The organism is Nostoc sp. CALU 546 (assembly GCF_048836525.1).
The window spans coordinates 34409-56714 of record NZ_JAWJTF010000054.1 but is presented as its reverse complement, the minus strand read 5'-3'; the positions used below and the strand labels follow the sequence as shown (position 1 = coordinate 56714).

Genomic DNA, 22306 nt, shown 5'->3' with positions numbered 1-22306 from the left:
CTAACCTGTAACCTGTAATATTTTTATTTGTCAAAAGGTAAAAGAAAAGAAAATAATTTTGCTTTTGCCTTTCATATTTTTACTTTTCTCTTGTTATGGGGAGTTTTTTGTAGTACTAATGTTCTAGAGACATTTATAATTACTTCCCACAAAATTTATGGAACGTCTAACGGAAGCTCAACAAGAACTTTACGAATGGTTAGCAGAATACATCCGATCGCACCAGCATTCGCCTTCAATTAGGCAAATGATGCAAGCGATGAACTTGAAGTCACCAGCACCAATTCAAAGCCGCTTGGAACATTTACGCACTAAAGGATATATAGAATGGACTGAAGGACAAGCGCGAACAATTCGGATTTTGCGTCCTGTGAAACAAGGTGTACCAATTTTGGGCACGATCGCTGCTGGTGGTTTAATAGAACCGTTTACTGATGCTGTAGATCATTTAGACTTTTCTAATTTCGATTTACCTCCCCAAACCTACGCTTTGCGCGTAGCTGGCGATAGCATGATTGAAGATTTAATTGCTGATGGCGATGTAGTATTCCTGCGTCCAGTAGCAGAACCAAATCATTTAAAAAATGGCACAATCGTCGCCGCTAGAGTCGATGGATTTGGTACAACATTAAAACGTTTTTATCGCCAAGGCGATCGCGTCACCCTCAAACCGGCAAATCCTAAGTACAATCCCATTGAAGTCAGTGCTATGCAAGTACAGGTGCAAGGTTCACTCATTGGTGTTTGGCGTGGTTACAACTGAATTGGGGAATGGGGCATGGGGCATGGGGCATAGGGGAGAAGAACTCTGAACTCCTCACTCAGAACTCCAATGCCCACCCAATGCCCAATGCCCACCCAATGCCCAATGCCCAATGCCCATTTGCTTAAAATATGTACCTGACGCAAAATCCAGTGCAACAACTGCCCACTTTCCGGTTGAAATTACCATTTATAAGGGAAAGTAAGGGCAGTTATCACACGCAACCATTACCAGGATGCCCAAGAATGCCTCCGTCTCTGCAATTGCGGCAATATCAGCGCCAAGCGATCGCTAGCTGGTTTACCAACAATGGCAGAGGAACGCTGAAAATGGCTACTGGTAGTGGTAAAACGATTACTGCACTTGCGATCGCTTGTGAATTATATCAGCAGATTAATTTACAAGTTCTGGTGGTGGTGTGTCCCTACCGCCATCTTGTCACCCAATGGGCGCGAGAATGTGAAAAATTTAATTTGCAACCCATTTTAGCCTTTGAGAATTTACGCACTTGGCAAAGTCAGCTTTCTACCCAAATTTATAATCTGCGTTCTGGTTCTCAACGGTTTGTCACTGTAATTACTACGAACTCCACATTAATTGGAGATGGGTTTCAGTCTCAACTCAAATATTTTCCTGCCAAAACTTTAATTATTGGGGACGAGGCGCATAATTTAGGCGCACCCAAGTTAGAAGAAAGTTTACCGCGCAGTGTGGGGTTGAGACTGGCTTTATCTGCCACGCCGGAGAGGTATTTTGATGATTTTGGTACACAATCTTTATTTGATTATTTTGGCCCAGTTCTCCAACCAGAGTTTACATTGAGGGATGCGATCGCTCAAGGTGCTTTGGTACATTATCTGTATTATCCGGTGTTGGTAGAGTTAACTGAGGCAGAAAGTATTGCCTATTTAAAGTTAACTAAAAGAATTGGGCGATCGCTACTTTATCGAGATCGAGAAAATGGCGAAGCGGGAAGCTTTGAAGACAATGAAGATTTAAAGCCGTTGTTGATGCAAAGAGCAAGGTTAATTGGGGCGGCAGAAAATAAATTAAATGCTTTACGGGATTTAATGATTACTCGCCGCGAAACTAGTCACACTCTTTTTTATTGTAGTGATGGTTCCCAAGATGCGGGACAACGTTCATCTCTACGCCAACTCAAAGCTGTTGCTAAAATTCTGGGGGTGGATTTAGGGTATAAAGTTAGTACCTATACGGCTCAAACAACTTTGCAAGAAAGGGAAATATTGCGTCATCAATTTGAAAGTGGCGAATTACAGGGTTTGGTAGCAATTCGTTGTTTAGATGAAGGTGTCGATATTCCAGCAATTCAAACTGCGGTGATTTTATCAAGTTCTGGCAATCCCCGCCAATTTATTCAGCGACGGGGGCGAGTTTTACGTCCTCATCCGGCTAAGGAACGCGCAACAATATTTGACATGATTGTTTTGCCACCAGATTTAGATAGAGAAACTATAGAAGTCGAACGTAATCTATTGAAAAAGGAATTGCGTCGCTTTGTAGAATTTGCTGATTTAGCTGATAATGCAGGCGTTGCAAGAATGAAGTTACTTGATTTACAAAAGCGCTATGGTTTATTAGATATTTGATCAGCGATTGTAAAATTTTTCGAGTTTTGAAAAAAGAAGCATTAAGTATGAAATAATAAAATTATGAGTTAGATCATAATGGGATGTAATTTGCTTTAAAAATTTCACTTACATCCCATTATGATCTATATTGTTAATATTAACAATATCAGAATATCATTCAATAATAAAGTCTTTTTTCAAAGAAAAGTATAAAATTAAAAAAATAGTTTTTACAAAATTAAAGATAACGCTAACAGTGACTTTACGGTGGTAAATACAGCACTAGACAAAGTTAAAATATGGAAAATCTATATTTCCAAACCGAAGATGTCACAAGATGCGAATATCGATGATGTGCAGGAGCCAATAAACAGCGCTCCGCCGGAGGTGCGGCGAATTATTGAGCGGGTATGGAAGCTGGAAAAAGGCAGACTAGATAAGAAGATAAACAGCCATATAAACGATCATATTTTGGACATTATTAAGGAAGAGGTGCGATGAAGCTGACTTCAATCAAGCTATGCAACTTTCGCTCCTTTTATGGTACGACACCAGAGATGCTCCTCACTGCTGGAGATGTTCAGAACACAACGATTATTCATGGTAATAACGGCTCTGGAAAAACCAGTTTACTAAATGCCTTTACTTGGGTATTATATGAAAAATTTAGTGCAGCATTTGCATCAATAGAACAGTTAGTAAATAAGCGTGCGATCGCAGAAGCTCAAAAAGGTCAAGCTGTAGAATGTTGGGTAGAGATTGGCTGGGAACATGAAGGTAAACGCTATCGAGTTAAACGCGCCTGTCGGGGTTATAAAAACGAAGATGATTTTGACGCTGGCAAAACTCAATTAACCATGTGGGTTGGTGCGGATGATGGCAAATGGAATATACCAACTCAGCAACCAGACGATATAATTAATCAAATTTTACCCGCTACTTTACATCAATATTTTTTCTTTGACGGCGAACGAATTGAAGAAATAGTCCGTTCTGATAAAAAAGCTGAAATTGCCGAAGCTACAAAAATTTTCTTGGGTGTGGAAGTAATCAACCGTTCCATCAGACATTTAGGAGATGCTAAAAAAACTCTAGAAAATGAGTTAAAAGCTATTGGTGATTCTGAAACCAAACAATTATTACGACAGCAAGAAAAAATAGAACGCGAACGCGAACGCATTACCAAACGGCAAATTGAAATTAAAGAAGAGTTAGAATATCAACAAACTTTTAAAAAAGAGACAAGTAACCGGTTGCGAGAACTAAGCGCTGCTAAGGAATTGCAAGAAAGATGGCAGGATTTAGAATCACAGAAAGCGGTAAATCAAGAAGAATATAAAAAAACGAAGGAAGCGCTGAAAAAAGTTATTTCCGCGCGGGGTTATACAGTTTTACTCTCAGAAACTACATCCCAGTTCCGAGGAATCATCAATGATTTGAAGCAGCGAGGTGAGTTAACCTCTGGAATTTCACGGGAATTTGTCAATGATTTACTCAATTCTCAACGCTGTATTTGTGGTGCAGAACTACATGAGGGCAATCATTCTCATACTCATGTGAGTACTTGGCTAAATAAAGCAGGTTCCTCGGCGGTGGAAGAAACTGCAATTCGGATGATAGCTCAAGTAGACGAAATTGATAAGCAAGCTATAGGATTTTGGGAAGAGGTTGATAGAGAACAAAGTAGAATTAATCAGTTAAGGCAAAGCATATCTCAGATTGAAGGCGATTTAGACAATATTCAAGAACGCTTGCGAAAAGATGCTAATGAAGAAATTAGCAGTTTACAAAAACGTTTAGATGAAATTGAAAATAAAATTGATGAATTAAATCGAGAACAGGGTGCAAATCAGCAGCAAATTGCTCAACTCACAACTGAAATTGAAGGTTTAAACAAACAAATCGCCAAGCAAAAGCTGAATGAAGATAAGCAAACTTTAGCACAGCGACGAATTAACGCCACTCAAGATGCAATCGAACGGTTAACGGAAGTTAGAAATCGTCAAGAACAACAATTTCGTCTGCAACTAGAAAAGCGAGTACAAGAGATATTTATGGATATTTCTGTGACTCCATACATTCCTAAAATTAGTGAAAAATATGAACTGACATTAGTAGAAAATACCACAGGGGTAGAAGCACCAGTTGCAGCTTCCACCGGGGAAAATCAAATTCTCAGTTTATCCTTTATAGCCAGCATCATTGACAAAGTACGGGAATGGAGTGAGAAGCGGAAAATGATGATGATTCCCGATAGTAGCACTTTCCCAATTGTCATGGATTCACCCTTCGGTAGTTTGGATGAGAATTCGCGGCGACACATTGCGAAGACAATTCCCCAATTAGCGAATCAGTTGATAGTTTTAGTTACTAAGACTCAGTGGCGGGGTGAAGTTGAGGCAGAAATGACAGACAGAATTGGTAGAGAATATGTGCTTACGTATTATTCATCTAAGCCGGATTGCGAACAAGATTATATTCAGTTGGGTGGGGAAAGATATCCTTTGGTGAAACAAAGTCCGAATGAGTTTGAATATACGGAAATTATCGCAGTTGAACGGAATGGGTAATTACTCACGGAGAGGCGCAAAGGTTTTTTCTTGGTTACATTTGAGAAAAAGAGAGGAATAAAGTTATGGTTGCGAGTCCAGACGGAAATTTTATGTCTCCACAAGAATACCTGGAATGGGAAGAACGCCAAGAAATTAAATATGAATATATTGATGGTGAAGTTTTCGCCATAACTGGGGGTACTCTTCCCCATAATGATATTGCTTTAAACTTAGCTTCAGCGTTAAAAAGTCACCTGCGAGGAAATGGTTGTCGTGTGAATATGGCGGATGGGAAAGTAGGTGTATCTGAAAAGGGGCCTTTTCATTATCCCGATGTTGTGGTGAGTTGCGATGAACGAGATAAACAAGCTATTGAATTTCTCCAATATCCTTGTTTAATTGTTGAAGTTCTTTCCCCAAGTACGGAAGCTTACGATAGAGGTACAAAATTTACGCGGTATCGTCACATTCAAACTTTGCAAGAATACGTCCTTATCGATGCTGAAAAAATTGGTTTAGATTGCTTCCGATTAAATGATAGAGGACTCTGGGAGTTACATCCTTATGAAGAAGGGGGTGAGGTTCATTTAACTAGTGTTGATTTTAAATTTCCTATTTCTTTGGTTTATGAGGATGTTCCGTTTGCAACTTTAGTTTAGGCGAAACTAGAGGCAGTGGCAGAAAAAGTAAACTCACGCTTGGATGATTAAAAATGACACCACACGAAAGAGAACAGTTAATTAAAGATATCAACGTACTGCTACATCAAACTTATGATAGTACTTTAGTTGAAATTCACGCACTATTAAAAAAAATCGATGATGTAGATGATGAAGAAGACTTAAAAGCCATTAAAGAAGCTAGAGAAGATATACGCATTAATGGCACTGTATCTTGGGATGAAATTCAAAACGAAATAAGAAACGAAATAAGCAAGGATGTTGCGTGAGTTACGAAGTTAAATTTTCAAGGGGTGCGAAAAAGCAGTTTAGAAAACTACCTATAGACGTACAACAACGCATACAAACTAAAATCAATGACTTGGCAATAGAACCGCGTCCAAACGGGGTCAAAAAACTACAAGGTGATGATAATTCATATCGTGTTCGAGTAGGAGATTATCGAGTGGTTTATGAAGTAGATGATGATGTTTTGATAGTAACTGTAATTAAAGTAGGACATCGTAGCGGGATTTATAAAGATGAAAGTTAAGGAGATGAAGTTCATTTAACTAGTGTTGATTTTCACTTTCCTATTTCTTTGGTTTATGAGGATGTTCAATTGTAAATATAAGTTTAGGAGAAACGAACCGCCTTCGCCTAGCGTCTCGTAGAGAAGGCGCAGAGGACGCAGAGAGAAGAGAAGATGTAAAATTTAAATTATCCTTAACTAATTAGAAGATAAAAACCTCACCCCCAACCCCTCTCCTTAGTAAGGAGAGATAAAGCACAGCTTAACCTCACTAGATTATGAAACGCTATATGAGTATTAAAACTGAGGCAAGTATTGAAGATTTGTACCACTTACCTGACAATTGTAAAGCAGAGATTGTCAATGGAAAATTGGTGCTGATGTCTCCAACTGGATTTTTACCAGGACGTGCAGGTGGTGAAATTTATGCAAGTCTACGGGATTATGAACGTCTGACAAAAAGTGGTTATGCTTTACCTGATAATGTCGGTTTTATTGTCAATCTCCCTCATCGTCGTTCTTTAAGTCCTGATGCCGCATTTTATACTGGCAAACCTACGGCTGGGAAGTTTCTTAATGGTGCGCCTGTATTTGCTGCTGAGATGAGAAGCGAAAATGATTATGGTGATAAGGCTGAGATAGATATAGCTAGTAAACGCCGTGATTATTTTGCGGCTGGTACGCTAGTAGTTTGGGATGTAGATGTGCTTAAAGAGGAAGTTATTAGAGTATATCGTGCTAGTAATCCTGAAGAACCGCAAGTTTATCGCCGTGGTGAGGTAGCTGAAGCTGAACCCGCAGTACCAGGATGGACTATGTTAGTGGATAATTTATTTGTTTAGTGTTTGTTTAGCGATCGCCCACATACTATCATCAAATCATACCTTGGCAATTGCGTAAACGTAGCGATCGCTTTTCGCTGTCGGTTAAGATGGCAACAATGTAAATATTAATATCATGGCTGCAAATAGAATCAGGGTTGCTAAAGATAAGGCTGAGTTAGTGAAATCTCTAGTAGCATCAAAAGACACAACTGGGCCTTTTCAGACTTATGTAGAAGTAATGGTGTTTGCAGCAGCTTTAGGCGTTAAATATAAAAAGCGCATTCCTTTGGGAGAAACCACAAAACGAGAACCATCTCCAATTCCACAAGAAAATTTTGCTTCATTGGGTTATGACCTAATCATTAAATTATTAGGAATCACTGAAACTAAAGATATCAACATACTCTCATCTAGAGAAGAACAAGATGAAGATAAACGTACTCAAATATTTGAAGAGTATGCTAATGCAGGGCTGGAAATTTTACAAAGTGAGTTGCGCGGTTCTGTTGACTACTCAGAACGACTTCTATTAGTTCTTATTTCTGAAAAAGGAACAAAAGAACAGCTAGAAGAAGAATTTGACCTCAGTAAATTCTTAAATTGATTTTTTCGCTTGCTTAATTAAGTTATTAAATATGAAAAATCTAGCATATTATTGCAAACGCTTTGCTGAATTAAATGTGAGTAGTAGCCGGAAGCGTGGTAATGCTCAATATAAACCAATATTACTTTTATCTGTAATTGATTTAATTGCACGAGGTGTTATTACTACTAACGAGATTCGGGTTTCAGACGAATTAGTTCAAATATTTGAGAGGTATTGGAATGTAATCGGTTCTCCATCTTACAAAGGTGGTTTACACTATCCTTTCTTTCATATGCAAAATGAAGGCTTTTGGTACTTGAAATTTAAGCCTGAATTTAATGGGTTACAGCCAAAAACAATTAACAAGCTAAAGGAGGCTGTTGAATACGCATATCTAGACAGTGAATTATTTAACTTTTTGCAAGATGAGTTTTGCAGAAAAGAACTAATTGATGCACTTGTGGCAGCTTTCTTTTCTGATAATGAAAATGATTTAGAAGCTATTTTACAAATAAATCAAACCTTTCAAGATGACGCAGTAAATATAGAAAAAATAATTGAAACAGGCAATTTAGAGCCTAATCCAAGATGGAGTTTGAAACGAGCAGTTATTAGAAACGCTTTTTTTAGGAAAGCAATTGTACACGTTTATGACTACAGATGTGCTTTTTGTAGATTGAAAGTAACTAAAAAAGTAAATCAAAATATTGTGGATGGTGCACATATCAAGCCATTTTCACAATTTTATGATAATAAAATTCATAATGGAATTGCTCTTTGTAAAAATCATCATTGGGCATTTGATAGGGGTTGGTTTGCTGTAGATGAGCAATACAAAATTATAGTTAGTAATGATTTGGAAGAAGCATCTCCCCATGCTAAACCTATGAAAGATTTTCATGGTGAAATAATACTTCTACCAAATACAGAGAAATACTTTCCAGAACTGGAAGCGTTGCAATGGCATCGCCAAAATATATTTCAAGCATAATTACAAGACAGGTGGAAGTCCTACTGCTTTTGGTTCAACAAATTTGCCATCAAAACCTATAGTTTTATCTTCCAGAGTCCTAGCATCAGCCAAAGCCTTACGAAGTTCAGCACGTTCCATCTGTTCCTGAATTCCACCCAGGATGTAAACCAATAACTTCGCCGCCAAATCTCGTCCAGCAACCTGCACCCGCTTTTTATTTGGGTCATACAAAACCCCATACCAGAGAGATTGGGGATATTCCATACCACTAAAGCCACCTTGCTGGTCAAACTTCCGCAGCTTCTTAAAAATATCTGCTAGGGAAAAACCTTTTTTAAACACCAAAATTCCCAAAGCTTGCGCTAATGCAACTTGAGCAACCGGACGGAAAAGCATATTTCCTTCACCTCCATCTTTCTCAAAGCTGAACCGCCGTAAAGCTGGTGTATCCTCGTGTTCTAAAATTTTATAACTCGAAAGACTAGCCAAATTATCAAATAGCTTGCTAAATTCCTCAATCCCCTGCTCAAGTTCTTCATCCTCTGGACGCATGGGAATTAGACCTTTCTCCAAGGGTTTCCAGTGGGGGAACTTTTGAGCCAAATACCGCTCAGACATATCTTGTAGAGCTTGCAAAGTGGTTAAAACTGTAGAATTGGAAGCTACCGTTGCACTATTCCAATTGACGCGGGGATTGCGTTCTTGTCGTTGTTCTAATAGTGGATGTGTAACTGCAATTTTTCTAGCAACGATCGCAAAACCATCATCTTCATTCAACTGTGTTAGTTGCCCTTTAGTCAAGGGTGCAGCCATGAGGTTAACATGAACAAAAATCGATCTCACCCTCCGCCTCGCCTCGGTGCGAGTTTCCCCAGCCGCTACCGCACAGATGAACTCAATACCAATTTTTTCCTTGGGTAAATTTTGCAAATAAGCAAGGTCTACTTGGTACTTTTCTATCAAATCATTGACTGTAATAAAACTGTCATCAGCACCTTTATCTTTTTTATAGCGCTGGAGTTTACGAGTTTTGATTAACTCCATCAACCCCTGAACCCCCATGAGTCGATGTTGTCCATCTAGTGCATAAATGGTTACATCATCCTCAGAAATATTTAGCAGACCTACCTTACCGTCTTTATCTAGGGGTATAAAATCAGTCGTAGATTTTGTGGCGCGTCCTTCGCTATCCCATTCAGCAGCTTTGGGATTATCCACCCACGGTTGATTTATCACCACCAGTACTGGCGGAAACTTATGATTGTCTCTAGCCGCTAAATACTGGACTAGCGGTGCTTGACGTGACCAATCAAGGGGACGTTGCTGAATTTCATCAATACTATCTGCGTCAATCTCGACATTATCAGTTTCAGGATTGTACTTTTTCTGAAACAGAGGTAAACCAGAGGCGAAGTGAACCCGACCTGCGAACCATTCCAATGTAACAGAGCTAACATAAGCCTCAGTACCACCCATCTCGGTTTTTTGAACGAGAATCTGATCTTTTCTCCCTAAAAACTTCTCTAGGAGTAAAGCTAGTACCTGTTTTTCTTTGTTTTCTCGTTCTAGGTATTCTCTAGCGATGTCAGCCGTTGGGTCAGATGCACTATCTTTCATGTTAAATTTTAAAAACAGAATAGGATTATGTCGTTTAATTATCCAAAAAATTGGATATTAGTAGTAAAGTTTTTAAAAACTTTTATTCAGCCCAGGTCGGTGGGTTTTGTTTATATAGCCGCGAATTCTATTCGCCCGAATATTATGCCAGGTTTCCAGAGAGAAGGAGAAATGACTACAGCACAACAAGCAGAAAATAAAGGTCAGCAAACACGTACTGTAGCAGAGTTAGTGGACTATATCCAAGCTCTCACCACTGAAATTCAAGAATTGTATTGTTTAGACCAGATACCTTGGGTGGTAGGCTATTCCGGTGGTAAAGATAGTACTGCCACTTTACAGCTTATCTGGAATGCGATCGCAGCACTACCAGTTGAAAAGCGAAAAAAGACTATTCATGTTATTACAACTGACACACTAGTAGAAAACCCTGTAGTCTCTGTTTGGGTACGCAAATCCTTAGAAAGGATGAAAGTTGCTGCTCAAGAACAGAAAATGCCCATTGAACCCCATTTATTACACCCAGAAATCAAAGAGACATTTTGGGTAAGCTTGATTGGTAAAGGTTATCCAACGCCACGAGGAAAATTTCGTTGGTGTACAGACCGTCTAAAAATTCATCCTTCTAACCACTTTATCCGTGATGTAGTTAGAGTAAATGGGGAAGTTATTCTTGTTTTAGGTACGCGCAAAGCTGAAAGCATTAAACGTGCTATCTCAATGGAAAAACATCAAGCAGGTAGCCTAAAAGATCGCCTGATTTCTGATTCAACTTCACCTACATCTTTGCTTTACCATAGTGCAAGCTTGCCTAATTCTTTAATTTATAGCCCTATTGAAGATTGGCGTACTGATGAAGTTTGGATTTATCTAAATCAGTGGCAAAATCCTTGGGAATATAGCAACAAAGATTTGTTCACTATGTATCGAGGTGCAACAGCAGATAATGAATGTCCTCTAGTTGTAGATACTTCTACTGCTAGCTGTGGTGATTCCCGATTTGGCTGCTGGGTTTGCACAATTGTTAGTAAAGATAAATCAATGGAGGCAATGATTCAAAATGATGAAGAAAAAGAATGGATGCAGCCTCTATTAGATATCCGTAATGAATTAGATAATAGAGATGACCGCGACAAAAGAGACTTCCGTCGCATCTGGGGAGAAGTCCAACTTTTTGAACGTCATGTAGATGGTGAAACCTCTATTGAACCAATTCATGGCCCCTACACAAAATATTGGCGGGAACATTGGCTCAGACGATTATTAGAAGCACAAACAAAAACCCGTCGGACAGCGCCAGAAAGTATGCGCGATATCACCCTAATTACTCTAGAAGAAATGAGCGAAATCCGCCGCATTTGGCTAGAAGAAAAACACGAATTTGATGATAGCTTACCCCGGATTTATCAAGAAGTGACTGGTGAAGAATTTCAAGACCCTCGTCCTGGTGCAGACTATAGCCTACTAGGTCGTGATGAATGGATAGTATTAGAAGAAATCTGTGAAGGTGACGCGATGCACTTGGAACTCATGGCGAAATTGTTAGATACAGAACGCCAGTATCGCAAAAAGACTCGTCGCGTGGGAATATACGATACTTTAGAAAAATGCTTTAATACGAGTTCCCGTTCTCCAGAAGATGCGATTAAAAATGCTCGTTTGAAACGCGAATTAAGCGAAGCAGTTAGTCAAGGTGATGTTGCAAAAGTCAAGCAGATGACTTTGGGCGATGTTGCAGCAATCAATGAAGTAGATGAAGGTAAAAGTGAAAGCGATGAACAGGTAACTTGGGCAAGTATGAAATTTAAAAAGTAAAACTCAGAATAATAGAAGATGGGAGTCAACAAACTGCTTAAAGAACGCTTGACAAAGTTTGATCATCTTAAAACAAGCGAGGTTCTATGATTCAAGCCATACACAAATTAGTAACTTTTGAAGATTTTGCAGCTTGGCGGCCTGAAGGTGGGAGATACGAGTTACATGATGGCGTGATTGTTGAAATGGCTCAACCAGTAGGAGATCATGAGGATGTTGTTGGTTTTTTGGCGCTAAATATATCTATCGAAATTGGGCGACAAAAACTTCCTTACTTCATTCCAAAAACTGTCTTAGTCAAGCCATTTGAAGGTGAATCAGCTTATTCACCAGACATCTTAATAATCAATCGACCAAATTTAGTGAATGAGCCTTTATGGAAAAAAGAATCAACTGTATCTCAAGCTGCATCTATTCCATTAGTTATTGAAGTTGTTAGTACTAACTGGCGAGATGATTACTACAAAAAATTAGCTGATTATGAAGCTATAGGTATTCCTGAATATTGGATTATAGATTATGCGGCTATAGGTGCTAGGAAGTTTATTGGCAATCCTAAGCTGCCTACTATATCCATTTATCAATTAATTGATGGTGAGTACCAAGTTACTCAATTTAAAGGCGATACCCATATTGTCTCGCCTACTTTCCCAGAATTGAATTTAACCGCCGAACAGATTTTTCAAGCTGGAAGTGTGCAAATCTAGCCACGCTTACCAACACCCAGACAGATGCGATCGCATTTCTTAACACTTAGTGATGGTATTATCTATATTTCATAGACAATATTTTTTATCAATGCGTCAGACAAAATCATCTAATTAATTTTATCTGATTCCTTTGATCACAAAGTTTCTACTTCTGCGATCGCTGTCGAACTCATGTTAATCTTAGGATGTTTTAAAAGTCGTGATTGATTTATTAAATATTTTACCCCACCCTAACCTTCCCCTTATAAAGGGGAGGGAACTTGATTTTCTTGTTTCCCCCCTTTATAAGGGGGGGATTAAGGGGGGTAAAAAATCACACCGTATAACTTTTCAAACACACTCTTAAAAATTAATGATATTTCTTGAAATAGTTCTACAAAACTTTGGCCCCTACAGTGGTAAACAGGTAATCAATCTTAACCCAAAAATTGATGAGGAAAGCTCACACCCAATTATTCTTTTAGGTGGGATGAATGGCGGCGGAAAAACTACCCTTATGGATGCCATTCGTCTCGCCCTTTATGGCCCCCGTGCCCAATGTTCTACCCGTGGTAATTTAAGTTATAGTGATTTTCTCAATCAATGCGTTAACAATAAAATTGATCCAGTTGCAGACACCCGAATTGAATTACTTTTTGAACATATTGAAAACGATAAACCAATAAAATACCGTGTTGTGCGTAGTTGGACAAAAAATCCTAAAGACGGTAAAGATACATTAGGTATTTTAGGTGACAGTGATACATGGCCTGATGCTTTAGTTAATATCTGGGATGAATATATTGAAAATCTTCTACCATTAGGTATTTCTAACTTATTTCTCTTTGATGGTGAACAAGTTAAAGAACTCGCAGAACAGGAAACACCACCACCAGTTGTAGTAGAAGCGATACGCGGACTTTTAGGGCTAGAGTTAGCAGATCGTTTAGCAGTTGATTTAGATATTTTAGTTAACCGCAAACTGAAAGAAGTTGGTAATAGTAAGGATTTAGCAAACCTAGAGGAAATTGAAACTAGGTTAACCCAACAGCAAGAAGATTATCAAACCACAGAAGAGAAAGTAGAAATTCTCAAAAATCAGGTAGAAGAGTTAGAACAAAAGCAGCAAGAAGCCTTTGATAAATTCATTTCTGAAGGTGGAAAGATTGCAGCAGAACGCAATCAACTAGAACTACAGCAAAATACAAAAACTGCGGAAATTGAACAAGTACGTCAGTCGATGTGTGAATTGGCGGCTGATGTTTTACCTCTGGCATTAATTCCTAATTTACTTAATCAGGCGCAGACACAGGGAGAAAAGGAATTTCGCCATCAACAGATACAAATTTCTAAAGATTTGTTACTTGAACGAGATCAGCGTTTACTCGCTTGGCTAAATCAAGTAGAAATTTCTCCGATACAAGTTGAAAAAATTCAATCATTTTTAATCCAAGATGTAGATAGTTTATATGCAAAGACTCTCCAGACGGAAGCACCTTGGTTATTAGCTGATGATGAAACTTTAAGTCAACTAGATAATCTTATATATCACTTACACAATTCTAAACTTTCTGCAAAAGAAAAATTAGCTATTCTCAAAAATAAAGAAGAGGAAATTCATACTCTAGAAAGACAAGTGCAAACAGCAGCAGCACCAGAAGATTATACAAAGCTGCGTCAAGCACTAGAAGCGGCACAAAATCAAGTTGTTGAAGCTAAGGCAAATTACGAAACAATCCGCCATCGTTTAGCTGAATTAGAAACTATTATTGCCAAGTCAAAGAGAGAATTAAGTGATTATACTGTAGAAAATATTAAACATAAAAATAGCGAACATATTATTACCTCAGCAGCGAAAGTTCAAAACACACTCAAGATTTTTCGTGAAAAATTAACTCTGCGAAAACTCAATAAATTAGAGGAGGAAGTTAAAAACTGCTTCCTTTATCTCCTGCATAAATCAGATTTAGTGCATCGTATCACTATTGATACTAAGACTTTTAGCCTTTTGCTTTACGATTTAAATGGTAAACCCGTTCCTAAACATCGCCTCTCGGCTGGTGAAAAACAATTACTTGCGATCGCATTCCTCTGGGGTTTAGCCAAAGTCTCCGGCCACCGCTTACCAGTAGCAATCGATACGCCATTAGGTAGACTAGACTCCTCTCATCGCAGCAACCTAGTTGAACGTTACTTCCCAGCCGCCAGCCATCAAGTAATTTTGTTATCTACGGATACTGAGATTGGCAAGAAAGAAGTGGAAACACTGCGAGAAAATGAAGCGATCGCCCGTGAATATCTCCTCAAATACGACTCCTCCACCCGCCAAACAACTATTCAACCAGGATATTTTTGGTAATTCGTAATTCGTAATTCGTAATTATTTAACGTCAGTTCGGGTTAAGAAGATTTATTCAGCGTTATTTGACGGAAACGACGCAAACACGTTGACATATCTCAAAATCAAGCAACGGTTTAATAAGGGTTTCAGCTTATCCCGAACTCAGGTTATTTACCTTTGAGTCGTTTGGTGGAAGCAACTAGAATTTTGCCAATTTCGTTTGCCTCTTGGAGAAGTAGTTTAAATTTGTGTCTATCCACTAGTTCGGATTCAATTAATATTTCTAACCAGTATTGTGTTTATCTGGCTTCTTTCAAAGCAATTTCTAATTTATTGATAAAATCTCTATTAGATTGGGCAGACTGTGCTTCTCTGACATTTGCACCAATCGAAGTACCGGAACGAAGTAATTGTTTAGAAAGAATTCGATAAACTCCAGGTTTTTCGTCTAAAAAGCAACAAGCTTTAACAATTCTTACCGCAAAACTTCTTGTTCTGTCAGTAATGCTACTATTATTTACCATATTTGTCTTTTAAATCATAATATCTATGTTTCCCCCATCTAAAAGAAAAACTAGAATCTCACTTTAAATCAATTACGAATTACGAATTACGAATTATTATGGAATCCCCAATCGAAAGAATAAAACTCTCCCAAACAGCCAAAGACCAACTTACCAAACTTAAGCGCAGCACAAAAATCGACCAATGGAATATCCTTTGTCGTTGGGCATTTTGTCGTTCCCTCGCAGAATCAACCACACCCTCCCCCGTCCCAATTCCCCAGGATAGCAACGTCGAAATGAGTTGGCGCGTCTTTGGTGGCGAAATGTCTGATATTCTCCTCCTCGCCCTCAAGCAACGCTGTCATAATGACGGTTATCCCACCGATAAAGAAACCCTTGCCACCCAATTCCGCTTACATTTGCATCGCGGTATTGGCTACTTAGCAGGCGATCCAAATATCAAGAAAATTGAAGATTTAATTGAACTGGCTGTTAAACCTTGAAAGAATATTAGCTGCTAACTGTCTTAATTACGAATTACGAATTACGAATTACGAATTAGTATTATGCCTGAAGCGCTAGAAATTGAGCGTCATAGAGCTGCGATCGCTCGCATTGACATATCTCGCCCTGTACGATTGGCTATAGAAGGGTCAATCCTCAATCCAGACACCACTTTTTTTGACTACGGCTGCGGCTATGGTGGTGATGTGCAGCGAGTAAAAAACTTAGGCTACACCAGTGCAGGCTGGGACCCTTACTACTATCCTGATGTACCACGCACCGCCGCCGATGTGGTTAACCTGGGTTATGTCCTTAATGTTATTGAAGACTCAGAGGAACGCCGTCAAAGCTTGATCCAAGCTTGGGAACTCACCGGGAAAGTTTTAATTGTCGCGGCTCAAATACTAATTAACGCTCCCAGCAAAACCCAACTTGCTTACAATGATGGCATTGTGACGCGCCGCAATACTTTTCAGAAATATTACGAACAGCAAGAACTCAAAACTTATATTGATGAAGTCCTAAATGTCGATGCAGTACCGATCGCACTAGGCGTCTATTTTGTTTTTCGAGATGAAGCTGAAAAAGAAAGTTATAAAGCTATCCGCTTCTTTTCTGCGACTTCTACACCGCGAGTCCGTATCCCCACCAAGCGGTTTGAAGACTATCAAGAACAGCTGCAACCATTAATGGCTTTCTTTACCAAGCGCGGTAGACTACCTGTGAAAGGGGAATTGGAAAATGAACAGGAATTACTGAGCGAATTTGGTAACTTTCGCCGTGCCTTTGGTGTAGTTTTGCAAGCTACTGATGAGGCTGAATGGGATGCGATCGCTTATCGTCGTTCTCTCGATATCCAAGTTTATCTCGCCCTGACCCACTTTGATAAACGTCCTGCATGGCAGAAGCTAGCCCCAGAAATGCGTCACGATATCAAAGCCTTTTTTAGTAGCTATGAGGAAGCGTGTCTTGTAGCCGACCAAAAACTTTTCAGTTTAGGTAAACCTGGGGTGATTAAAGCTGCTTGTGAAAAAAGCAAAATTGGAAAACATACACGCGGTGCGCTTTACGTCCATGTTTCGGCATTAGCAGCACTCGATCCCGTACTACGAATTTGTGAAGGTTGCGCTAGTCGTACCATTGGGCGTATCGATGAAGCGACATTAATTAAATATCACACTGATAAACCGCAAATATCCTATCTGTCTTACCCTGAATTCGATACCGATCCCCACCCGGCGTTAAAAGCCAGCATCGGTATTGATTTAAAAACCCTCTTTGTGACTCATCGAGACTACGAAACTAGAGCAAATCCGCCGATTTTGCACCGGAAGGAAACATTTGTTACTAGCGACTACCCAGGCTACGAAGAATTTGCTAAACTCACCCAACAAGAACAGGAATTAGGGCTACTTAACCAAAAAAGCGACATTGGTACGCGTGAAGGTTGGGAAAAATGCCTCGCCGCACACAGGGTAGAAATCAGGGGGCATCAGGTTTATCCAATTCAGGAAAGTTAAGGAAACGATAGGGCTGTCAGGACTTATTTAGCATTTCAGCCGAGAACGTATAGTGCAGCACAGCAGAAATAACTATCCAATTGAAAAAAGTTAAAAACTTTACCATGCAATCTTTTTTCCTGCCTTCTGCCTTCTTGCATTAGTGCAAACTGGCGTATATGCATGAGATGGTATAGCAGGTGTGGCAAGATAACTGCAATTGGTATTAGCCAATTTTACCTGAAGCGCACAGCATAATTCCTGCAAACTTCCCATTATAGGCTTGCTGCGTCCAATAACGTGCATTATTAAGTGAAATTAATCAAAGGTGACAAGGAATGTTTAAACAATGAGAGAAATGCAAGCACTGCGACAAGCTGTTCAAAGCCGTAAGATGGGTGCTTTGTTATTGCTAGGTTTTGCATCTGGGTTGCCGTTGTTTTTAACAAGTAGAACGTTGCAGCTGTGGATGCAAGATGCCAAGGTTGATATAGGGAAAATTACTTTATTTGGTCTGCTGGCTTTACCTTATTCCCTAAAATTCTTATGGTCTCCTTTATTAGATAGATTTATACCGCCAGTTCTGGGAGGAAGGCGGGGTTGGCTAGTAATCACCCAACTGGGATTAGCATTAGCGATCGCACTTTTGGCATTACAACAGCCTGCCCAAAATGACCAAGTACTGCAAGTGCTGGCAATCAATTGTCTGATTATCACTTTTTTGAGTGCCACTCAAGACATTGCCGGTGATGCCTACCGCACGGACATTTTAAACCCCATAGAAGCCAAAACAGGTGCATCCGTTTGGGTTCTAGGTTATCGTTTAGCGCTGTTTATTACCAGTTCCTTAGCTTTAGTTCTAGCAGATCATATCCCTTGGAATGGTGTTTACTTACTCATGGCAGCTTTAATGGCAGGGAGTATACTTACAACTTTATGGGCACCAAGGGAACCAAAGATCCAGGGCAACATACAAAAAGCTGCACCCCTATCTTTTAAAGATGTCATTTTTCTGCTATTTATAACTGTGTTGGTAGTCGGATTAATCGGAGGTGTATTTGTCGGCTTTATCGCTCTACCTGTATTTTATTGGCTATTAGCAACTTTGATATTAGCCTGGATAGTCACATCTTTGTTATTACCGACAGAGTTATTAGGTGAGGTAAGAGAAGATAGTCCGCCCCAAAATTTACAAGAAGCAATTTTCCTGCCATTCAAGGAATTCTTTCACCGATTTGGGCTGACTCAAGCTAGCATCATCCTAGTTTTTATCGTCCTCTATAAGCTAGGTGATTCCTTGGTGGGAATCACAGCGAATCTATTTCTACGGGAAATCAGTTTTACCAAAACTGAGATTGGGGCAATTCAAGCCGGAATGGGCTTTCTAGCGACGACAGTCGGCGTATTAGCTGGTGGGGTCATTATGACTAGAATCAACCTCAATCGCAGTCTATGGATATTTGGCATACTGCAATTATTTAGTAACTTGGGTTATTATGCGTTAGCGGTTGCTGGCAAAGATTATTCACTTTTAGTATTGGCAGTGAACATCGAAAACTTCAGTGCTGGATTAGTCACAGTTGCTACAGTTGCATTTTTAATGAACCTTTGTAACCACCGCTTTACAACTACTCAGTTTGCTTTATTCTCTAGCTTAATGGCTATTAGTCGAGATGTTCTTTCCGCTCCTGCCGGAGATTGGGCTAAGGCTACAGGCTGGCCCTCATTTTTCTTGCTAACCCTAGTAGCAGCCTTACCTGGATTGCTGCTTTTACCGTTAGTTGCCCCCTGGAACCCTCAGCCAGTGGCAGTATCCAGACCAGGACTTGAGGACGAAGAAGAGGATATATGGGGAATCAAGTAGTTATTGCTGTCGGCACATTCATCCTCTTACTTACCGGTTTATTACTGGGGTATGTTCTCTCGCAGTTAGTTCTAGGATTTCTAGCATTTAACCTCCTAACTTTTTTTGGAACACTCAGCCTAATTTTAATTTTTGGTACACTTTATTACGTTTTATTTTGGCAATTGCGAAGAGAACAATCCCGACCATCAACTCCATCAACCATAAATCAAGGGATACCAACCCAGGTAGACGATGGTGGATCTGATAGCTATCTCAAAAACAGGCTAATCGCTAAATTATCTGGTGACACTGCCGCAGCCGAACGGTTAATTGAACAGGCAAAAGAGACTTATCCTGGGATGCCGGAGAATTGGTATTGCGAAAGAGTACTCGATGACTTGGAGAGCGATCGCCAGAGGGAGTAGGGGAAGCAACAAGAGAGGGGAAAAGGTTAAAGGTTAAAGGGAAAAGGAATAAATTTAATCTTTCCCTTTTTCCCCTTACCCCTTTCCCTTTCCCCCTTACCCATTCCTCTTTACCCTTCTTACCCATGCCCAATTTCCAATGCCCCATTCCCATGCACAGAAAATTGCTAAAATAAATCAAGAATACTTCACAAATCTTTAGCTAGGTTCTCATCAAAGTTCCTAGCTTCTTGCAATTAAAATATGGCTATTTTTCGTCAATACATCGCTCCACTGCTTGTAGTACTGGTATTTGTCTTTGCCCTAGTGGCAGTCAGCGCCCGGATCTTTTTACCGTCTGATATGGCAGCACCCGCACCAATTGAAGAGGTACAAGTAACTTCTCAACGTACTCCAATTGATTTACCTCCAGCAGCACATAACTTAGCTAGCTAAGTCAATAAACATCAGCGTGTCTGAGCAACTATTACCTGGATATATTATTCGCCGTGGCTCCCTTTTGGAGCGATCGCTGCTGCTTAAATTTATGCAGCGAACTTACCAGGATCTTTTTCCCAATGAGGATTTTTCCCACCTAGAGCAAACAGTTAAGCAATATTTCTCCAGCGATACGCCCTTGTGGTGGGTAGAAGAGGAGGGGGAGCAGGGGAGAAATCAATTCAAAATTCAAAATTCAAAATTCAAAATTGAAGATTCAATCCCAATGCCCAATGCCCCATTCCCAATGTCCCATGCCCATCCCCCGATAGCCTGCCTCTGGGTGGGCAATGCTATAGATCAAGTACATGGGAACCGTCATGCTCACATTTTTATCCTCTACGTTGTACCAGAACATCGGCGGCGGGGTATTGGTACAGCTTTGATGCGATATGTGGAAAATTGGGCTATTCAAAGAGGCGATCGCCAGATTGGACTGCAAGTGTTTCAATCCAATAAACCCGCATTGAATCTTTACAATCAGTTAGGTTATCAAACCCAATCCATCTGGATGGTAAAATTCCTGAGTGCAGAAAAATAAACTCAAGAATAGCGATAACATACTGTAGCGTATGAGTTATAGAGGTTCTCGTTTGGATAAAACTCAACGAGGAAGAAGGGAAAATGTATAAGAACCCAACTAATATATATAAAGCTTTAACTTATTGGCGCGGGGGATTATATGTTAATCCCTTTTCGGGATTGAAATCAAATTATGTATGACGAAGACGATCTAAGCCTACTCGATATTGAGGAGGAGCTAGAAAGCCCCTTAGATAAAATAGAGCCGCTAACTGCCGAATCAGTTGTGGCCAAGCCCGATCCAGAAGTGATGCTAGCCTTGCTGGAAAATCCCCAGCCCCAGCAAAGAATGTTAGCGGCACGTGCTTTTTGTGATATAGAAGATGCCCGTGCTACCCCCCATCTGATTCGCCTGTTAACTGATACCTGTCCCTTGGTGCGGGTAAGTGCAGCTTATGGCATCGGGCGCAATCCCAGTTTAGAAGCAGTGAGTCCGTTAATTGCTCAACTAAACAGTGATTGGAATGGCTATGTACGTAAAGGTGTAGTTTGGGCTTTAGGAAACTGTCGCGATCGCCGTTCTTTAGCACCTTTAGCAAACGCCCTCAGAACCGACATTTCCGCAGTGCGTTTGTGGGCTGCAAGCGCCTTAGCACAGATGGCAGAAGTGGGTTATGAAGCAGTGATAGGGGCAACACCACCTTTAATTGAAGCCTTAGTTCAAGATCCTGTGGCAGCAGTACGGAGTAACAGTGCTTGGGCAATTGGTCAACTGTGCCGCGAACTACCTTCTAATGTAGTTTATGCCACTGCGATCGATGCCCTAATTCAAGCCTTTGCCGAAGATCAAGATTTGGGAGTCCGAGAAGACGCCAAAGCCTCACTATTAGGAGTGGGCGATCCCCGTGGCTTACAGCTAATTGAAACCCTAGAACAAGAAGGGTGGTTTTGATTGAGTATGGGGAATTGGGCATTGGGCATTGGGCATTGGGCATTGATTATTTGCCTTTTCTCCCTCATCCTCCCCTGCCTCCTCTGCTCCCCTGCTCCCCCATCCCTTACTGCCCTTCAGCTACAGGTTTGACCAAATTTAAGTCATAAGGGCGCTCAGTATCATCCTCACCCAGATATTCACCATTTTGAATTTCCAGAATAACTAGCGGAATATGTCCAGGATTATCTACTTTATGTAGTGTTGCTGCGGGGACATAAGTTGATTCGTTTCGATTCAGTAATATTTCCGCATCGCCACAAGTTACTTTCGCCACACCGGAAACTACAACCCAATGTTCATTGCGATGATAATGAATTTGTGGTTTAATCCCGTGTCTGGGCTTGATTTCAACACGACTAATTCTATAAGTTTCTCCCTCCTCAATTACCTCTACCTCACCCCAATATCGTGTACCTGAATGTGGAGATAATTCGTTGATATTTGACTGAGTATTATTTTCATTGGGAGTCATAATTAGTTTCTCAACCAGATAAGTATTAGTATTTATCGAACAGAATTCAGGAGTCAGGAGTCAGAATTCAGTTGGGTATTCTGTATGAATGACGGATAGCGACGCGGAAAGCGAGTCT

23 protein-coding genes and 1 pseudogene are annotated in these 22306 nt (G+C 40.1%); 20 read left to right on the top strand and 4 right to left on the bottom strand.

Features of this window, described 5'->3' with window-relative positions; genetic code table 11:
- Positions 1-157: 157 nt before the first annotated feature.
- Entirely contained in the window at positions 158-763 is a 606-nt protein-coding gene (gene lexA, locus RRG12_RS24165) for a transcriptional repressor LexA (protein WP_420760933.1), read from the top strand.
- Between the two features lie 54 nt (positions 764-817).
- On the opposite strand, the gene RRG12_RS24160 is transcribed toward lexA, so the two are convergent.
- Entirely contained in the window at positions 818-952 is a 135-nt protein-coding gene (locus RRG12_RS24160) for a hypothetical protein (RefSeq protein ID WP_420760939.1), read from the bottom strand.
- Between RRG12_RS24160 and RRG12_RS24155 the strand changes: the two genes are divergently transcribed.
- From RRG12_RS24155 to RRG12_RS24115, 9 genes are all read left to right on the top strand, one after another.
- Positions 895-2373 carry a DNA phosphorothioation system restriction enzyme gene (locus RRG12_RS24155; protein ID WP_420760932.1) on the top strand — a complete coding sequence of 493 codons (1479 nt, stop codon included), beginning with the start codon at positions 895-897 and terminating at the stop codon, positions 2371-2373. The two genes, RRG12_RS24160 and RRG12_RS24155, sit on opposite strands and share 58 nt — an antisense overlap.
- 249 nt (positions 2374-2622) lie before the next feature.
- A complete protein-coding gene (locus tag RRG12_RS24150; protein WP_420760938.1) occupies positions 2623-2856 on the top strand; it encodes a hypothetical protein in 234 nt (77 codons plus the stop codon).
- A complete protein-coding gene (locus RRG12_RS24145) occupies positions 2853-4925 on the top strand; it encodes an AAA family ATPase (protein WP_420760931.1) in 2073 nt (690 codons plus the stop codon). Before RRG12_RS24150 ends, RRG12_RS24145 begins: the two co-directional genes overlap by 4 nt.
- Positions 4926-4990: 65 nt before the next feature.
- The gene (locus RRG12_RS24140) at positions 4991-5566 is read left to right on the top strand and encodes a Uma2 family endonuclease (RefSeq protein WP_420760930.1); all 576 of its coding nucleotides are present in this window, start codon (positions 4991-4993) and stop codon (positions 5564-5566) included.
- Between the two features lie 53 nt (positions 5567-5619).
- Positions 5620-5856 carry a hypothetical protein gene (locus RRG12_RS24135; protein WP_420760929.1) on the top strand — a complete coding sequence of 79 codons (237 nt, stop codon included), beginning with the start codon at positions 5620-5622 and terminating at the stop codon, positions 5854-5856.
- Positions 5853-6119, top strand: a complete 267-nt coding sequence (locus RRG12_RS24130; protein ID WP_420760928.1) for a type II toxin-antitoxin system RelE family toxin — start codon at positions 5853-5855, stop codon at positions 6117-6119. The genes RRG12_RS24135 and RRG12_RS24130 overlap by 4 nt, the downstream gene beginning before the upstream one ends.
- 269 nt (positions 6120-6388) lie before the next feature.
- Complete coding sequence (locus RRG12_RS24125; RefSeq protein WP_420760927.1) at positions 6389-6940, top strand: Uma2 family endonuclease; 552 nt, start codon at positions 6389-6391, stop codon at positions 6938-6940.
- 115 nt (positions 6941-7055) lie between these two features.
- On the top strand, positions 7056-7526 hold the full coding sequence (locus RRG12_RS24120) for a DNA phosphorothioation-associated protein 4 (RefSeq protein WP_420760926.1): 471 nt from the start codon (positions 7056-7058) through the stop codon (positions 7524-7526).
- A 31-nt stretch (positions 7527-7557) separates the two neighbouring features.
- Positions 7558-8499 (top strand): HNH endonuclease, encoded by a 942-nt coding sequence (locus tag RRG12_RS24115; RefSeq protein WP_420760925.1) that lies wholly within the window; start codon positions 7558-7560, stop codon positions 8497-8499.
- On the opposite strand, the gene RRG12_RS24110 is transcribed toward RRG12_RS24115, so the two are convergent.
- Positions 8500-10098 carry a DGQHR domain-containing protein gene (locus RRG12_RS24110; protein ID WP_420760924.1) on the bottom strand — a complete coding sequence of 533 codons (1599 nt, stop codon included), beginning with the start codon at positions 10096-10098 and terminating at the stop codon, positions 8500-8502.
- Between the two features lie 171 nt (positions 10099-10269).
- Here RRG12_RS24110 and dndC point away from each other — a divergent pair, with 171 nt between their 5' ends.
- The 3 genes from dndC to dndD all read left to right on the top strand — a co-directional run bounded on the left by dndC (position 10270) and on the right by dndD (position 14961).
- The gene (dndC, locus tag RRG12_RS24105) at positions 10270-11913 is read left to right on the top strand and encodes a DNA phosphorothioation system sulfurtransferase DndC (RefSeq protein WP_420760923.1); all 1644 of its coding nucleotides are present in this window, start codon (positions 10270-10272) and stop codon (positions 11911-11913) included.
- Between the two features lie 86 nt (positions 11914-11999).
- Positions 12000-12620 carry a Uma2 family endonuclease gene (locus tag RRG12_RS24100; RefSeq protein ID WP_069068986.1) on the top strand — a complete coding sequence of 207 codons (621 nt, stop codon included), beginning with the start codon at positions 12000-12002 and terminating at the stop codon, positions 12618-12620.
- A 355-nt stretch (positions 12621-12975) separates the two neighbouring features.
- Positions 12976-14961, top strand: a complete 1986-nt coding sequence (gene dndD / locus RRG12_RS24095; RefSeq protein ID WP_420760922.1) for a DNA sulfur modification protein DndD — start codon at positions 12976-12978, stop codon at positions 14959-14961.
- A 149-nt stretch (positions 14962-15110) separates the two neighbouring features.
- On the opposite strand, the pseudogene RRG12_RS24090 reads toward dndD, so the two are convergent.
- A pseudogene (locus RRG12_RS24090) lies at positions 15111-15467 on the bottom strand (four helix bundle protein).
- 98 nt (positions 15468-15565) lie between these two features.
- Here RRG12_RS24090 and dndE point away from each other — a divergent pair.
- The 7 genes from dndE (at position 15566) to RRG12_RS24055 (ending at position 21674) form a co-directional block, all read left to right on the top strand.
- Positions 15566-15952 (top strand): DNA sulfur modification protein DndE, encoded by a 387-nt coding sequence (gene dndE / locus RRG12_RS24085; protein ID WP_190936007.1) that lies wholly within the window; start codon positions 15566-15568, stop codon positions 15950-15952.
- Positions 15953-16015: 63 nt separating this feature from the next.
- A complete protein-coding gene (locus RRG12_RS24080; protein WP_420760921.1) occupies positions 16016-17473 on the top strand; it encodes a DNA phosphorothioation-associated putative methyltransferase in 1458 nt (485 codons plus the stop codon).
- Positions 17474-17801: 328 nt separating this feature from the next.
- The gene (locus RRG12_RS24075) at positions 17802-19316 is read left to right on the top strand and encodes an AmpG family muropeptide MFS transporter (RefSeq protein ID WP_420760920.1); all 1515 of its coding nucleotides are present in this window, start codon (positions 17802-17804) and stop codon (positions 19314-19316) included.
- A complete protein-coding gene (locus RRG12_RS24070) occupies positions 19301-19723 on the top strand; it encodes a hypothetical protein (RefSeq protein WP_069068991.1) in 423 nt (140 codons plus the stop codon). Before RRG12_RS24075 ends, RRG12_RS24070 begins: the two co-directional genes overlap by 16 nt.
- A gap of 243 nt (positions 19724-19966) precedes the next feature.
- Entirely contained in the window at positions 19967-20158 is a 192-nt protein-coding gene (locus RRG12_RS24065; protein ID WP_322638745.1) for a hypothetical protein, read from the top strand.
- 16 nt (positions 20159-20174) lie between these two features.
- Positions 20175-20741, top strand: a complete 567-nt coding sequence (locus tag RRG12_RS24060) for a GNAT family N-acetyltransferase (protein WP_420760919.1) — start codon at positions 20175-20177, stop codon at positions 20739-20741.
- A 174-nt stretch (positions 20742-20915) separates the two neighbouring features.
- On the top strand, positions 20916-21674 hold the full coding sequence (locus RRG12_RS24055; RefSeq protein ID WP_069068994.1) for a HEAT repeat domain-containing protein: 759 nt from the start codon (positions 20916-20918) through the stop codon (positions 21672-21674).
- Positions 21675-21780: 106 nt separating this feature from the next.
- Here the strand turns inward: RRG12_RS24055 and RRG12_RS24050 are convergent, their stop codons facing one another.
- The gene (locus RRG12_RS24050) at positions 21781-22188 is read right to left on the bottom strand and encodes a phosphomannose isomerase type II C-terminal cupin domain (RefSeq protein WP_069068995.1); all 408 of its coding nucleotides are present in this window, start codon (positions 22186-22188) and stop codon (positions 21781-21783) included.
- Between the last annotated feature and the right edge of the window lie 118 nt (positions 22189-22306).